This window comes from Polaromonas jejuensis NBRC 106434 (assembly GCF_001598235.1).
Classification (GTDB): domain Bacteria; phylum Pseudomonadota; class Gammaproteobacteria; order Burkholderiales; family Burkholderiaceae_C; genus Polaromonas; species Polaromonas jejuensis.
The window spans coordinates 85,884-100,475 of record NZ_BCYO01000003.1; the positions used below are offsets into that span (position 1 = coordinate 85,884).

The window sequence follows — 14,592 nt, forward strand, 5'->3', positions numbered from 1 at the left end:
TTTTTTGGGGTAATGAATGTCAAACCTCGGCTCCTTGGTCGTATCGCTCGAAGCGAATATCGCCAAATATACATCTGACATGGGCAAAGCCGCGGCCATTGCAGAGCAGCGCATGGCGCAGATTGATAAGGCCGTTGGCATCGTCAACACATCGCTCAAGGCGATGGGGGCCGCCTTGGTGGTGGGCCTGACATTTGACAAGATCAAGTCCAAGATCGAAGGGGTGATTGAGTCCGCCGCAGGGTTGCAACAGCTCGCGGAGCGCACTGGGGCCACGGTTGAGGCGCTTTCGGGTCTGGCCGGCATCGCCAAGCTGTCCGGTACCGATACGGAAAGCCTGGCGACCGGCCTGCAAAAACTCAGCAAGTCCATGATTGATGCGAGCAACGGTGGCGATAAAACCTCCGCCTCATTCAAGGCCATCGGTATCTCGACGGATGACCTCAAGGGCAAGGGGCCGGATCAGGTGTTTCAGATGATCGCCAAATCCCTGGCGAACTACGAGGATGGTGCTGGCAAGGTGGTCATCATGCAGAACCTGCTTGGCAAGGCCGGCGCCAACCTTTTGCCTGTCATGAAAGACCTTGCGGATGCCGGCGATCTGGTGGCGAAGGTCACGGCTGATCAGGCCATGATGGCAGACGAGTATGAAAAAACACTGATCCGCCTCAACGCGGCGCAAGGTGCGGTTTTCAAAATAATTGCCATGGAATTGCTCCCGGTTGCGAAGGCATTTGCCGAGCAAATGCTGGAGTCATCGATAAAAACCAACGGTCTAAAGTCGGCGGTGGGTGATCTGGCGAAAGACAACAGTCTTCGAGACTGGGCGCAGGGCACGGCCATCGCATTTGGCTACATCATCGAATCCGTGACGGCCGTGGTCAAGGCGATACGCGCTATTGGAGGAAGCTTCGAGGCAGTATTTTCCGATCTGAGTGTGCTCGGGACGTTCCAGAAAAACGGCGGCGTGATTGGGCTTGCCTTTGAGGGAAATCGCAAAGAACTTTCGGCCTCCCTAGAGCGTCGCAATAAGACGGTTGAGGATGCGAACAAACGATATTCGGAATTATGGAATTACGATAGCACGGCGTTTTCCCGTGGGCTCAAAGAGAAATTTGATCTGATGAATCAGGGCGCAGGGGCGGGCCGTGGGTCGGCCAATGACCCGCGTCGTCTGGATAAAAAGAACAAGATCGATGAGTCCATCTTGGGTAATGCCAACGCCGGCCCGCAGGACGACCCGGCCAAAAAGCTCATGGAGGGCCAGCTCAAGGCGCAAGAGGCCTTCATTGCGGCCGAGCAAAAGCAGCTCCAGACGCGCGAGCAATACCTGCAGTACTACTACAACCTCGAATACGCCAACGCCAGCGACTACTACGGCACCAAGAAAACGCTGATCCAGGACGCGCTCAAGGCTGAGCTTGAGGCCTACGACAAGGAGGCCGCCGCCATCACCATCTACCTGGCGCAGGCCGCGAAAGAGGTGGACCGGCAGGATGCCCGCAACAAGCTTGGCGAGGTCAGTAAAAAGCGTGTGGCCGCCGAGATTGAGGCCAGCAAGCGCCTGACCGATACCGTGCTGGAGCAGGCCAAGGCCTACCGCGAATTCGACTTGGCTACCACGGCCATCGCGCGGCAGAACCAGCTGGCCAACGACCAGGCCCGCTTCCAGATCGACCTGCTGGGCAAAAACACCCTTGAAGTCGCCAAGCTGACCGCGCAAAAGCAGATCCAGCTCGCCCTGGAAGACCGGCTTTATCAGATCCGGAAAAAGGGCATCGATGAGGCCGATATGCAGGTCGAGGTCGGTCGCGCGATGGCAGACGCGGCCGAGCAGCAAATTCGCGTCGGCGCTCTGATCGAAGAGTCCTACAACAAGCAGCGCGAGGGCGCATTCGGTGCCAGCGAGGCCCTGCGAAAATACGCCGAAGACGCCGGCAACAGCGCCGCGCAAATTGAAGGCGCGCTGACCAACGCCTTCAAGAGCGCAGAGGACGCGCTGGTCAACTTTGTGAAGACCGGCAAGCTCGATTTCAAGAGCCTGGTCGACAGCATCATCAGCGACCTTATCAGGATTCAGATAAGGCAAAGCATCACCGGCCCACTGGCTGATGCGCTCAGGCCTGGCGGTGGTGGTTTGGGTGGCTTTCTGGGTAGTATTTTGGGCGGATCATCTGGGGTTGCATCTGGTGCCAGTGCCTCGACCGGGGATGCTGCCACCGATGTGCTGATTGGTCTGTCTGGCGCGCGTGCGTCGGGCGGACCGGTAGGGGCTGGAAATACCTACCTTGTTGGCGAGCAAGGGCCAGAACTTTTTACGCCATCAGGGTCCGGCACCATCATCCCGAATAACCGACTGGGCGGCGGCGGCGGTGGCGGCTTCGCTCCGGTAACGAACATTACCGTCGCAGGCGGTATCGGCGCCGGCGAGGCCTATACGGCGATTCAACGAGCGCTGGCCGACAACAACCGCGCCTGGGCCGAGCAGCTCAAGCGCCAGGGAGTGCTCGCGTAATGACGATCTACACGCTGCCTGTTGGCCTGTCGGGCTTGAAAATCAAGCGCCTTAAATTTGGCCAAAAGCGGTTTGATCTGCGCTTCCAGAACGGTGACAGCGGGGCCGGCCAATCGCGCATCCTCGCGCCTCCACGCTGGACGGCTGCGCTTGTCTGCCCGGACGGCCTGAGCCAGGCTGAAGCTGCTATCTGGCGCAATCTGATATTGCAGCTTCAAGGCATGACCCACCAGCTGGCCCTTCCTGATTTGGCAAACCTGACGCCACGCGGCACCATGCGCGGCACGCTGACCTTGAGCGCCCAGGCCAACGCCGGCGACACCTCGCTCACGATCACGGGTGGTGCAGGGCAGGCCAATGCCACGCTGTTGACCGGCGACTGGATAGGCATCGGCTCAGGTGGCCAGCGTCAACTGCTCAACATCGCGGGTGACTACACCGCCAATGGCGCAGGCGTGATCGTTGTCAATATCAGCCAGCCCGTGCGCTGGCAGCAGGCCGCGTCATCGGCCGTCATTTGGGATGGCCCCACCGCGCTTTTCCGCCAAACCTCTACCGACTCGAGCTGGGACTATGAGCCCGGCATTCGCAACGGCTACAGCCTGGACCTCATGGAGAGCTGGGAATGACCATTGCCACCGATGCCAACTGGAACACCGCCGCGGCCTCGCCGGCCCTGGGCGTGCTCTGTCTCATCGAGCTGGCGTTCGCCGGCGGCACATTGCGCCTGAACAGCTGGCCTGTGGACATGACTGTGCTCGGCTATACCTGGACGGGCATTGGAACAGTGTGCGAGGTGGGCGAGCTGAAGGAGTCGGAAGACGGCAACTATCAAAAGCTCACATTGGGCCTCACTCAGGTGCAAAGCGCCTATCTGGCGCTGGCCCTGGGTGCGGCTGAAACCTACCAGGGCCGCAGCGCCCGCATCTGGGTCGCGCTGGTCGACGGCAGCAGCCTGCAGATCACCGGCGCGCCGCTGCTCCGCTTTGCCGGCTACATGGACCAGGTGCGGATCCAGCGCGACCAAGGAAGCAACATCGGCAAGGTCTTGCTCGACTGCCAGACCGGGGCCTACGACGTGCGCGGCAACCCCGCTGCGCTGCGCATGAACCAGCCGCAGCACAGCTTCCGCAAGCCTGGTGAGACCGGATTCAAGTATGTCAACGACCTGATTGCCAGGCCGCAAATTTGGCTCTCCAGGGCGTTTCAGACCATATGACCACCTGCCCACGTCACCCCAACTGGCAAGCGCTGCTGGACGACTATGTGCGCGCCAACGAGCGCAAGCCGTTCGCCTGGTCGGGCCAGAACTGCTCCACCTTCGCCACCGAATGGGTGCGGATCGCCACTGGCCGCGTGCTGGCGGTGCCCGACACCCTTACCGCACGCGAGGCGCTGCGGACGGTGCGCGGTCTGCGCGGTCTGTATGCGGACGCCTGCACGCAGCTCGGCGAGCCGGTGCCCGGCCTCATGGCCCGCAGCGGTGATTTCGTGTTGCTGCGTCTGCCGCGCAGCCGGGGCCGGGTGGTGCGCGTGTTCGGTGTGTGCCTGGGGAGCGTGGTGGCAGGGCAGGGCACGAACGGGCTGGTGATGGTGCCAATCACCGAAGCGGAGGCCGCATGGCGCATCTGAAACTTCGAGTGCGGCCCTCACGCATCGCGCTGGCTGTCGGCTTGCTGGCTGGCTGTTCTGTGGCCTTGGCTGAACCGGTGAGCCTCATATCTGCGGCTGTGACATTTTTAGGGCCGGCTGGCGGGTTTGGCCTTGGTCTATTGACCGCTGGTCAGGCGCTGCTCGGCAGCATCGCAGTGGGCCTGATCGGGTCATCCCTTGCCAGCAACGCCGCAAAGCGCGCCCAGCAGGCCGCCGCCGCAGCGCAAAGGGCCCAGTACAACGCCAGCCTGCAAGACCGCAACGTCACCGGCCTGAGCGCCGAGGCGCCGTGGCAGGTGGTGTACGGCAACCCTTCCCCCATAGGCGGTAGCTTGTGCGCCATTCTTTCCAGCGGTGCAAAAAGTGAGTTCAAGCACCTGCTGGTGGTGTTTGCCGCCCATGAATGCCAGGCCATCGATGAGGTGTACCTCGACGGCAACGCGGTCGGCGCACTGGATGGCTTGGGCTGGGTCACAGGCGGCACTTTTTCTGAAACAGCAGAGGTAACCACCACCGAGTACATTGTTTTAGATGTGAACGGCGTGGGCACAGCGAGTCATGCGATTAGTCGCATCATTTCAACGTCGCCGCCCAGCTTTACCACCGCCGTCGGCAACGCCATCACGGTCAACCCGGCCTCGCAATCGCCGGACTTCATCATCGTGTCTTACGCGTATACGGTGACCACGCCGCGCGTGAATGTTCAAAAGCATCTGAGCCCCGGCGGCGTGGATGCCAATGACCAGTTCATTGCGGCGCGAACGGGGGGTGCCTGGGGTGCTGCTGACCGACTCAGCGGCTACACCTACATCTGGCTCACGCTAGACCAGAACTTTGCCCGCTTCCAGGGTGGGCCGCCCAACGTCACCGCCAGGCTGCGTGGAAAAAAAATCTATGACTGGCGCACCGGCACCACCGTCTACAGCAACAACCCGGCGCTGTGCCTGGCCGACTTCATCACCAGCGAGGCAGGCTTTGGCGCGACCACCGCACAAATCGACAGCGCTTCAGTCATTGCCGCGGCCAATGCGGCCGATGCTGCTGGCTTCCTCAGCGACGGCTCCTTCAAGACCGACCAGGCCCGCGAGAACACCAAGCAGCAACTGGAAGACAGCTTCGGCGCCACCTGCCATCAAAGCGGCGGCGTGTGGCGCATTGTGGCCGGCGCGTGGACCACGCCAGTGCTCAGCCTCACCGATGCCGACCTGGCTGCACCCATTCAGATCGAACAGGCCAGCTACAACAGCAAGGAACGCTTCAACACCGTGCGCGGCAAGTATGTCGATGGCGGCGGCCTGGGCGTAGCCACCGACTTCACGCCGTGGCAGAACACGGCCGAGGTGGCCAGCGATGGGCTGGTCAAGGTCAAAGACATCAGCTTCGCCTTCACCAAAGACCACCAGCGCACGCAGGACCTGGCCCGCATGATCGTGGAGCGCTCGCGCGGCGGCCTCACCATCACCTACCCCGGCCACATGCGCCTGTGGCCGCTGCAACCCGGTGATCGCGTGAGCATAACCAACGCTGAGTTCGGCTGGGCCGCAAAAACCTTCCGCGTCACCGACTGGAGTTTCCACCCCAAGACGCCCGTGGCGCTGCAGATGGTGGAAGACGTGGCGGTGTATTACAACGCCGCAGCCGTCATCACGGCCGATGCCGCGCCGAACACCAACCTGCCCAGCCCGTTCGACACGCCAGCGCTCGCCGGGCTCACGGCGGCCAGCGGGACGGCTCAACTAATTAAACAGGCAGACGGCTCCATCATCACCCGCGTGCTGTTGCAGTGGGTAGCCACGGCCAGCCAGTATGTGGTGACAGGTGGCCGCGTGCAAATTCAGTACCGGCTTGCCTCTGCGCTGGATGACGTGTGGCAAACCGTGACGCTGCCAGGTGACGCTGCCAGCGCCTACATCAGCAATCTGACCGATGGAGTCACCTATCTGTTCCGGGCGCGGTTTGTCAGTCAGCTCAAAATTCCGGGGACGTGGGCCACGATAGCCCACCAAGTCATAGGCAAGATCGAACCGCCCACGGCACCAAGCAATGTGAGTCTGACGCAGAGCCTGGTGTTCTGGGCAAAGGTCACCGACATTGACCTGGCGGGCTACCTGATCCGCTCGCAGCCTGGCATGACTGGCATCTGGAGTCGCGGCACGCCACTGCATGACGGCATTGTCACGGCCATGCCGTTTGCATTGAACCAGCGGCTTTATGGTATGCAAACCATCATGGTGGCGTCAATCGACACCACCGGCAATACCAGCGCGGCCGTCAGTGCGACGCTGGACTTTGGCCAGCCGGATAGCAGCAATTTCGTGCAGGTGTCGGATTACCAGGCGCGGGGTTGGCCCGGCACCGTCATAAGTTTGCTGCGCCTGCGGGACGGAACGCTACTGGTGGATCGTTTTTCCGAGTCAGTCACGCAGTATCGAGAACAGCCAGTCAACACGGCGGGCGGCGCTCTCGTAGCGGACGCGCTCGCGTCGTCAGATGAGTACGCTATTGCCGATCTGTACGGCGAGCCTGACGTGTACGCAACGCAATACGACGCGCTGACGTGGACCAGTGCGCCATTCTTGCCGCAGTATGGCGGCGGCACCTTGTCGCTGAACTGCATCACAGCAGGCCCGACGCCGACGATTGAATACCGCACCGACGGCGACAACATCATCAACCTGTACGGCAGCGCGGATGTGTACGCCAGCACTGACTTGTACGGCCCTCCAGGCGCTTACCAGTCGTGGCCTGGGGCCTTGACGATCAACCGCATGGTAGGCATTCAGTGGCGCGTGAGCATTGCCGGTGGTTCGGAGCAGGGGAAGGTCACCACCTTCACCGCCAGCCTGGCAGCCCAAGAGGGGGGCCAGACCTTTGCCAACCAGGCCATCAGCAGCGCAGGCACCCGCCTTTCACCGTCTGCGGGCATACCTGCACGCACATGGATTGCACTGCGCAGCGTGCAGATCACGCCGTTCGTGGACGGCAGTGGCGCCATTGCGGGCCGCCTGCTTGACTTCAACACCAACATTGGGCCGCTCACCCAGCTGGTCGACAACACCGGCACCGCCGTCAACGGCACCGCAACGATTGATTTGAAAGGCTTGGTCGATGTCTAAATTATTTGCATGCACAACCGGGAGGGCCACCTAGCATGTCCTACCTTTACAACATGGTGGATACGTGGAACAGCGGGTCCACGGTTTTTACCGCCATCAAGATGAACGTCACGGACACGGCGAGTGATCCTGCTTCGCTGCTGATCGACCTGCAGATTGGCGGGGTGAGCCAGTTCAAGGTGAACAAGGCTGGAAACATCACGGGCGGGACGATTCAACTGAATGACGGCACGGCGGCTGCGCTGAGTTATGCCTATGCTTCTGAGCCAACCTTGGGATTCTGGCGGGCCAGCGCCGCGCAGATGCGGTTCAAAGACACCATTGCTTTTGACGACTCGGCAAAAGCTGTGCGGCTGGCGTCTAATTACTTTCTCGGCTGGGCTAACACCACCACTCTTACAGGCGCTGGCGCCAATGACCTGACCTTGTACCGCGACGCCGCCAACACCCTGGCCCAGCGCAATGGCACGTTTGCGCAGCTGTTCAATCTGTACAACACCTACACAGATGCTAGCAACGGTGAATGGGCTCGGGTAGGCTGGAACGCAAACGTATTTAGCGTTAGCACCAAGCAGCTCGGGACTGGGGTGACTCGCGCACTCCGCCTAGGTACGCAGGGGGCCAGCAATGTGCTCTTGAACGCCAATAACGTGGACCGCTGGTCTGTGGATGGGGTGGGCGCAACCTACGCCTTTGCTCCCATAGCAGACAACTCCTATGACCTAGGCGCCAGCGCCACCAACGTCCGCGCCCTTTACGTCAAGGGCATTGTTGCGCTGACCAAGGCTGGTGCATTTGTTGCTGGTGATATTCCGTCTGGTCAATTTGCAGTAGGCCGTGACACTTCCGGCGCCACCACCAAACTCCTCTACAACAACGCCGGCACGCTGATGAGCGTGGCTCTCGCTTAAGGACCATCATGACCTTCACTTTCACCACCGCCGACGCCCACAAGCTGGCCGGAATCACCGCCGCCCGCAACGCTTACAACGTGAGCAATGCCGACGTGCAGGACTTCGTGCCGCTGCCCGACGACCAGAGCTATGTGCAGTTCGTCATGGACAACGCAGCCCAGAGCTACGCCAACCAGTACAAGACCTGACGCATAACCAACCGCAACTAACTCAAGGAATGAATATGGACTTCAATTTCAAACTCACAGAACAAGAAAGCAATCTGGTTCTCACCGCCCTTGCAAATCGACCATATGCCGAAGTGGTCAATTTGATCGGCAAATTGCAGGGCCAGGCAAATGTGCAGCTCGAAGCGGCAAAGCCAGTAAATAACAACGGTGACTTGAAAGGGCCTACTGATGTCTAAATTATTTACCCGCGCAACCGTCGCTGGCACCAGCCTGACGGGTGCCAGTCTCAAGGCAACGCTCACGGCGCTGTGGGACGCCCTCAATACGGTTGGATTGAGCGATGTCGCCCGCACCACGCTCACGGCCAATGCCACGCTGACCACGACGCAGTGCGGCCTGCTGCTGGTCGATGCCACTTCCGGAAACATCACGCTGACCTTGCCGGCCAGCGGAGCAGCCTCGGACGATGCGTTTTACAACATGCGCCGCATCGACAGCACGGCCAACACGGTCACCGTGCAGCGCGCCGGGTCGGACACAATTGAGGGCGGCACCAGCTTCACACTGCCGCCGAATAGCGACACCGAGATACAGTTGCCAGGGGGCTCGTCGAACTGGCGTCTACTAAATAGCTCTGGAAACGGCCTCGTTTTTGCGACGGGCGGCACGTCGACCGCCTATACCATCTCGCCGCCACGGGCCATCACGGCTTATTCAGCAAACCAGTCCTTCGACGTGCTGTTCAGCGTTGCCAGCGGCACGGCCCCCACGCTGCAAATCAACGGCGTTGCAACCCCGCCGAACCTGGTCAAGGAACTGGGCGACGGCAGCTATGTGAACATCGCGGCCAACGACATCACCGCCAACCACAGGTCACGCGTCACGCTGCTCAGTCCTACCCAGGCGCTGGTCGAGCGCCTGCCCGCAGCACCCCCCACTAGATTCTTCTGCGTGTTTAACGGGGGATTGGCAGGCACGAACGCACCGCTCAGCGGCTACGGGGTCACCAGTGTGACCCGCAACTCTGCGGGCAACTACACCGTCAACCTCAGCACGACGTACTCCGACAACTTGTTTGTACCGGCGCCCTGCGCCGACAACGGGGCGATCAATGTCTTCCTGTGGTCTGCCTCCTCCAACAACAGCCTCACGTTCGTCAACTACGTGGGTGGTGTCCCCACCGATCTGATCCGGGGCTTTGTCACCGGGAATAAGGTGGTGGTGTGATGAACGTCCTCCTCTAAAAACTTTGCAAGGACCATCAATGCCAGAACCCACGTCCACCGCCGCCGCGACACTGGTGGCGGCTGCCGCCGCCGTGCCTGCGCTCACCGCTTTTGGTGTGCCGCTGGGCCTGCGCCCCGACTTGCTGGTGGCGGGCTTTAGCGGTGGCATCGTCGCCATCATCCTGCTCAACAGTGTGCCCAGCACCGGCGATACCTGGCGCGAGCTGGTGCGCACCACGCTGCGCCGCATGGCGGTGGCGGTGGCCAGCAGCTTGACGGCCGGCTACCTTGCGCCGCTGGCGCTGCTGCTGGCCAGCCTGCCCGAGTCGCTGCTGCTGGGTTCGGCCTTCGCGGTGGGCGGCGGTGCGCAGCATGTGCTGATGTTTTTTATCCAGCGCTTCGCCGGCAAGTCTGCCGCGGCCGGGGGGCCTGTCGCATGACGGCCGCAATGCAGCTGGCGCACTGGCTCGCAGGTGTGGTGGTGCTCGCCGAAGCCCTCAACAAACTGGAGCGCACCGCGCCCTGCCGGCATGGCCTGGGCTGGCGCGAGCGCGTCACCGAGTGGCTCAAGGCCATTGCCTGGGCGCTGCTGGCTGTGGGCGGGGCAGGGGCCGCCATCACGCCGCTGATTTCGCTGGAAAAGCCCACGCTGCAGGACGTCTGCGTGATTGTGGGCTTTGCCGTGCTCATTGTTCGTACTCGAGTAAAGGAAGGCTAGTCCGATGAACCCGATTGCTTTTTACATGTGGCTTTACTGGCTCAAACACTGGAGGCTCTGAAGATGTTCTCGGCAATTTTTTCTTTTCTCGGCGGCTCAGTTTTTCGCATGATCTGGGGCGAGGTCAGCGCCTGGTACACGGCCAAGCAGGACCACTCCTTCGAGATTGAGCGCATGCGCCTGCAGGGCGACCTCGATGCCGCGCAGCATGCCCGCAACCTGGAGGCCATCAAGGTGCAGGCCGAACTTGGCGTCAAGACCATCCAGGTCCAGGCCGAGGCTGATGTGGGCAAGATCGAGGCCGAGGGCTGGTTCGCTGCCGTCAAGCAGTCCATGGTGCCTACGGGCATCAAGTGGGTGGATGCCTGGAACGGCATCATCCGGCCGCTGGCGGCATCCATCGCCATCCTGCTGTGGGTGTTGGCGCTCAACACGCAGGGCTGGAAGATGTCCGACTGGGACATGGAGCTGTGCGGCGTGATCCTGGGTTTCTTCTTTGCATCGCGCGAGCTGACCAAGCGGGGCAAGTAGTGGACTGGTTCACCGATCTGGCCATGCAGACAGCCGCCGCGCTGTGCCGCCGCTTCGAGGGCCTGTACCTGACGCCCTATCTGTGCCCGGCCGGCGTGCCGACGATTGGCTATGGCGCGACCTATTACCTCGATGGCCGCCGCGTGCAGCTCACCGACCCGCCCATCACGCGCGAGACGGCCCTGGTCATGCTCAAGGAAGTGGTGCGCACCGTGTACCTGCCGGCAGTCCTCAAGCTCTGCCCCGGCGTGCCTGACCCCAACAAGCTGGCGGCGCTGATTGATTTCGCCTTCAACCTGGGCTCCGGCCAGCTGCGGGCGTCAACCCTGCGCAAGCGGGTCAATGCGCAGCAGTGGCACCTGGTGCCCACTGAGCTGCGTAAATGGATCCGTGGGGGAGGGCGCGTGCTGCGTGGCCTGGTGCTGCGGCGCGAGGCCGAAGCTGCGCTGATATGAGCTGGCGCATGCGTCTTCTTTGCCAGCCTTTGTCCTGGATTGGCTGCCTAATTCTGGTAGTATTTTTTCTAGCAGCCTGCATTTTTGCCATCCATGAAAGGCACTTCAATGAGTGAGAAGCGTAAGCAACGATCATTCAAGACCGAACGACAGGATGAGCAGCGGCGCATCAGCCAGCGCCGGCGTGAATTTCAGCGACTCACCGAGCGCTATGAGGCGCAACCACTGCTGCCAGAGCCAGAGCCGGAAGGGGTCTACCGGCCTTGACGTTTCCCTGATCTCGCAAGATTTCTCCTCTGGGCCGAAAGCCCGGACTTCACCCCGCTGGCTTCGGCTGGCGGGGATTTTTTTATTTGCGGATCGGATATTGTTGCTGGATGTGCACCTTTAGACTGCGGATGCGCTGGGCCACGTCCCGGCGCCAGTTCTTGGATTGCAAGATCTGTTCAGGGAGCACCGTGAAGCTGGAACGCACCGGCTGCTGGTTGAGTCGCGAGATCAGGGGCGGTGCCAGGGTGAATGTGTAGTACCTGCCCGAATGCCGGTGGCCGGTGAAGTACCGGTGCTTGGGCGTTGTCGCCCACTGCAGGAAATCATCCGGGAACTCAGGCTTTGGTGGGTTAAAAATCATGGCGCGCTCGGTGTTGTGACAAGCGTAGGTTTTGGCGTAGGTTTTGCAAAAATTCGCAGTGTTACAGAGGAGGGCTCAGTTCTGCCATTGAACTACACCCGCAGTGGCCCTCATTATAGAAGCAGGCGGCCTGGCGAATTCATTAAGGCACGCAAGCTTTACTCACCCCTGTCAGGGCCGCAAATACGCCCAGCCTTCGCCTTGCTTCTTCATGATCTCGGTCACACCGGCCGGCACGTAGCTGATGCCGGGCAGCATGTCGTCCTTCGTCAACTTCTGGCCGCGCATGGTGTTTTCGCAGGCCAGCACTTTCACGTTGGCTTTCATGGCGTCGGCAATGCGCGCGCCGGCGGGTGATTCCAGCTTGAGCATGCCTATGCCCGGGCCATAGGCGACGATTTCAATATCGACATTGGCCGCGCCCACGTCGTCCTGCAGGTTTTTGGCGTTGTTCAGCGCCAGGTTCCATTTGGCCGGGTCGTTGTCGCTGACCTGGATCACGATCCCCTGGCGTTTTGTGCCTGTAGCCCCCGTGGATTGTGCGTTTGAAGCTATCAAAAATGTAGCAAAAGCCGTCGTGGCGCCGGCTTGCACGAAGAGTCTGCGGTTCATTTTTGAATGTCTCCTGAAGGGAAGACTTATTTCAACACATTACCGTCCTTGTTGCTGCTGGCGCGCATCAAACAGCCCCTTGTGGCCGCTGGTCAGCCCCATCAGAGCTGGAGCTGCGACTTCATGGCAGACGCTCCGTGCTCAGGGCGCAAGTTCCGGACATTCAATGTGACTGATGAATACAAGCGCGAAGCGCTGCGAATCGGAATCGATACCCGCTTGCCGGCCGTCCGGGTGATCCGGGTCTTGACTGAACTGGTGAATATCCATGGTGCTCCCCTGTCCATACGCCTGGACAATGAGCCCGGATTCATCGCCAAAGCCTTGGCTGACCGGGCGGCCAGCCAAGGCTATGGGCTTAACCCTATTCAACCCGGCAAGCCTGCCAAGAACGCCTATTTGGAGCGATTCAGCAAGACCTGCCGAGTGAAACAATTCCCCAAACTCTGCTTATGCGTGGTTCAGGAAATCGAGCTGGCTTCACCAAAGTGGGACTATTCAATTTCAACTACGGCTACGGCTGTGGCTGCGGCCGCGGCTGTATGTGTACTTCCATGAATCATATGATCCGGTGACTTTATCAACTTCCGGGCAAATGCCACCACTTGCCACACGACCAGGGTTCCGATGACGGCGAGCAAGGTGGCACTGATGGGGCGGGTGACGAATACGTTAAAGCTACCCCGGCTCAGAAGCATGGCGCGGCGGAAATTTTCCTCCAGCATGGGGCCCAAAATGAAGCCCAACAAGAGCGGCGCGGCCTCCATGTCCAGGCGCAAGAACAGATAGCCAATCAAGCCAAAAACGGCTGTGATGAAGATGTCATCCAGGCTGTTGTTGATGCTGAACGTACCGATGCAGCAGAAAAAGAGAATCGCTGGAAACAGTACGGTGTAGGGAATCTTGAAGACCGAAAGCCAGTAGCGCACCAGGGGCACGTTGAGGATGACCAGGAAGCAATTTCCCACCCACATGCTGGCCACCAGACCCCAGAACAAATCGGGGTGGCTGGCGATCATGTTGGGGCCGGGCTGGATTCCCTTGACGACGAAGGCGGCCATCATCAGGGCCATGACTGCGTTTTCGGGAATGCCAATGGCCATGAGCGGGATGAAGCTGGTGCGCGCCGCCGCCTCGTCGGCAGCCGCTTGTCCGGCCACCCCCTCGATGCATCCGGTGCCGATCTCGTGTTTGTATTTGCTGAATTTCTTGTCAGCTGCATAGGCTGCGAACTGGGCAATCGTGGGGCCGCCGCCGGGCAGGATGCCGAGGACCGAGCCAATCACACTGCCGCGCAAGGCGCTGGGAATGATGCGCTTGAACTCGGGCCAGGTCGGCATGAGTTTGATCGTGCCGTTGAAGGGGGTGAGCACGTTTTTGTTGTCGAGGTTTTTCACGACCTCGGCAATGCCGAAGCATCCCAGGGCGATGCTGATCAGGCCAATCCCGTCCATCAGAAAGGGCAGGTTCATGGTGTAGCGCGCAGTGCCGCTGTTCACGTCGGTACCGACCATCCCGAGCAGAATGCCGACCATGGCCATGGCCAGGCCATTGAGCAAGCTGCCGCTGCTGACAAAGCTCACGCAGAAAAAACCCAGCAGCATAAGGGCACAGTAGTCGGCCGGCCCAAACAAGAACCCCACCTCGCCCAGTGGTTGCGCCAACGTCGAAAGCACCACAATGGCCACGGTGCCGCCAATGAAGCTGGAAATGCCCGCGGTAAAGAGTGCCAAGCCTGTTTTACCTTTGAGGGTCATCTGATAGCCATCAATGCAGGCGACGATGCTGCTCGCGTGCGGAATCTTCATGGTGATGGCGCTCACGCTATCGCCGTATTGCGCCCCATAGTAAATCCCGGCCAGCATGATGAGCGCACCACCGGTGGGAATGGAATAGGTCAAGGGCAGCAACAAGCTGATGGTGGACAAGGGGCCGAGTCCAGGCAGCAGCCCGATGAGCGTGCCCACCGTGCAGCCAAGGGCGCAATAAAGGAGGTTCTGCCAGGTCAGTGCGTGTTCGAAACCAAACGCGAGGTTGTGAAGGATGTCCAT

General features: G+C 60.7%; 18 protein-coding genes. 15 read left to right on the forward strand and 3 right to left on the reverse strand.

Features of this window, described 5'->3' with window-relative positions; translation table 11 throughout:
* The first annotated feature begins 16 nt into the window (after window positions 1–16).
* From PJE01S_RS04935 to PJE01S_RS25715, 14 genes are all read left to right on the forward strand, one after another.
* On the forward strand, window positions 17–2,515 hold the full coding sequence (locus PJE01S_RS04935) for a phage tail tape measure C-terminal domain-containing protein (RefSeq protein ID WP_084389363.1): 2,499 nt from the start codon (window positions 17–19) through the stop codon (window positions 2,513–2,515).
* On the forward strand, window positions 2,515–3,144 hold the full coding sequence (locus tag PJE01S_RS04940) for a hypothetical protein (RefSeq protein WP_068832056.1): 630 nt from the start codon (window positions 2,515–2,517) through the stop codon (window positions 3,142–3,144). The genes PJE01S_RS04935 and PJE01S_RS04940 overlap by 1 nt, the downstream gene beginning before the upstream one ends.
* The gene (locus PJE01S_RS04945) at window positions 3,141–3,734 is read left to right on the forward strand and encodes a hypothetical protein (protein WP_068832057.1); all 594 of its coding nucleotides are present in this window, start codon (window positions 3,141–3,143) and stop codon (window positions 3,732–3,734) included. Before PJE01S_RS04940 ends, PJE01S_RS04945 begins: the two co-directional genes overlap by 4 nt.
* Window positions 3,731–4,147 carry a DUF6950 family protein gene (locus tag PJE01S_RS04950; RefSeq protein ID WP_068832058.1) on the forward strand — a complete coding sequence of 139 codons (417 nt, stop codon included), beginning with the start codon at window positions 3,731–3,733 and terminating at the stop codon, window positions 4,145–4,147. Before PJE01S_RS04945 ends, PJE01S_RS04950 begins: the two co-directional genes overlap by 4 nt.
* A gap of 140 nt (window positions 4,148–4,287) precedes the next feature.
* The gene (locus PJE01S_RS04955) at window positions 4,288–7,284 is read left to right on the forward strand and encodes a phage tail protein (RefSeq protein WP_068832059.1); all 2,997 of its coding nucleotides are present in this window, start codon (window positions 4,288–4,290) and stop codon (window positions 7,282–7,284) included.
* Window positions 7,285–7,319: 35 nt separating this feature from the next.
* Window positions 7,320–8,195, forward strand: a complete 876-nt coding sequence (locus PJE01S_RS04960) for a hypothetical protein (RefSeq protein ID WP_068832060.1) — start codon at window positions 7,320–7,322, stop codon at window positions 8,193–8,195.
* Window positions 8,196–8,203: 8 nt separating this feature from the next.
* Entirely contained in the window at window positions 8,204–8,386 is a 183-nt protein-coding gene (locus PJE01S_RS04965; RefSeq protein WP_068832061.1) for a hypothetical protein, read from the forward strand.
* 35 nt (window positions 8,387–8,421) lie between these two features.
* Window positions 8,422–8,604, forward strand: coding sequence for a hypothetical protein (locus PJE01S_RS04970; RefSeq protein WP_068832062.1), 183 nt, complete (start codon window positions 8,422–8,424; stop codon window positions 8,602–8,604).
* Window positions 8,597–9,595, forward strand: coding sequence for a hypothetical protein (locus PJE01S_RS04975; protein WP_068832063.1), 999 nt, complete (start codon window positions 8,597–8,599; stop codon window positions 9,593–9,595). Before PJE01S_RS04970 ends, PJE01S_RS04975 begins: the two co-directional genes overlap by 8 nt.
* A gap of 37 nt (window positions 9,596–9,632) precedes the next feature.
* On the forward strand, window positions 9,633–10,034 hold the full coding sequence (locus PJE01S_RS04980; protein ID WP_068832064.1) for a hypothetical protein: 402 nt from the start codon (window positions 9,633–9,635) through the stop codon (window positions 10,032–10,034).
* Window positions 10,031–10,312, forward strand: coding sequence for a hypothetical protein (locus PJE01S_RS04985; RefSeq protein WP_068832065.1), 282 nt, complete (start codon window positions 10,031–10,033; stop codon window positions 10,310–10,312). The genes PJE01S_RS04980 and PJE01S_RS04985 overlap by 4 nt, the downstream gene beginning before the upstream one ends.
* 63 nt (window positions 10,313–10,375) lie before the next feature.
* Entirely contained in the window at window positions 10,376–10,843 is a 468-nt protein-coding gene (locus PJE01S_RS04990) for a hypothetical protein (protein ID WP_068832066.1), read from the forward strand.
* A complete protein-coding gene (locus tag PJE01S_RS04995) occupies window positions 10,843–11,298 on the forward strand; it encodes a lysozyme (RefSeq protein ID WP_245660617.1) in 456 nt (151 codons plus the stop codon). Before PJE01S_RS04990 ends, PJE01S_RS04995 begins: the two co-directional genes overlap by 1 nt.
* 108 nt (window positions 11,299–11,406) lie before the next feature.
* Window positions 11,407–11,565 (forward strand): hypothetical protein, encoded by a 159-nt coding sequence (locus tag PJE01S_RS25715; protein ID WP_218017498.1) that lies wholly within the window; start codon window positions 11,407–11,409, stop codon window positions 11,563–11,565.
* An 82-nt stretch (window positions 11,566–11,647) separates the two neighbouring features.
* Here the strand turns inward: PJE01S_RS25715 and PJE01S_RS05000 are convergent, their stop codons facing one another.
* Complete coding sequence (locus tag PJE01S_RS05000; RefSeq protein WP_068832067.1) at window positions 11,648–11,929, reverse strand: hypothetical protein; 282 nt, start codon at window positions 11,927–11,929, stop codon at window positions 11,648–11,650.
* A gap of 171 nt (window positions 11,930–12,100) precedes the next feature.
* Window positions 12,101–12,541 (reverse strand): DsrE family protein, encoded by a 441-nt coding sequence (locus PJE01S_RS05005; protein ID WP_068832068.1) that lies wholly within the window; start codon window positions 12,539–12,541, stop codon window positions 12,101–12,103.
* A 6-nt stretch (window positions 12,542–12,547) separates the two neighbouring features.
* On the opposite strand from PJE01S_RS05005, the gene PJE01S_RS24335 reads away from it, so the two are divergent.
* Window positions 12,548–13,099 (forward strand): DDE-type integrase/transposase/recombinase, encoded by a 552-nt coding sequence (locus PJE01S_RS24335; protein ID WP_084389364.1) that lies wholly within the window; start codon window positions 12,548–12,550, stop codon window positions 13,097–13,099.
* Here the strand turns inward: PJE01S_RS24335 and PJE01S_RS05015 are convergent.
* Window positions 13,036–14,592: a tripartite tricarboxylate transporter permease gene (locus PJE01S_RS05015; RefSeq protein ID WP_068832070.1), complete on the reverse strand. Its 1,557-nt coding sequence runs from the start codon at window positions 14,590–14,592 to the stop codon at window positions 13,036–13,038. The two genes, PJE01S_RS24335 and PJE01S_RS05015, sit on opposite strands and share 64 nt — an antisense overlap.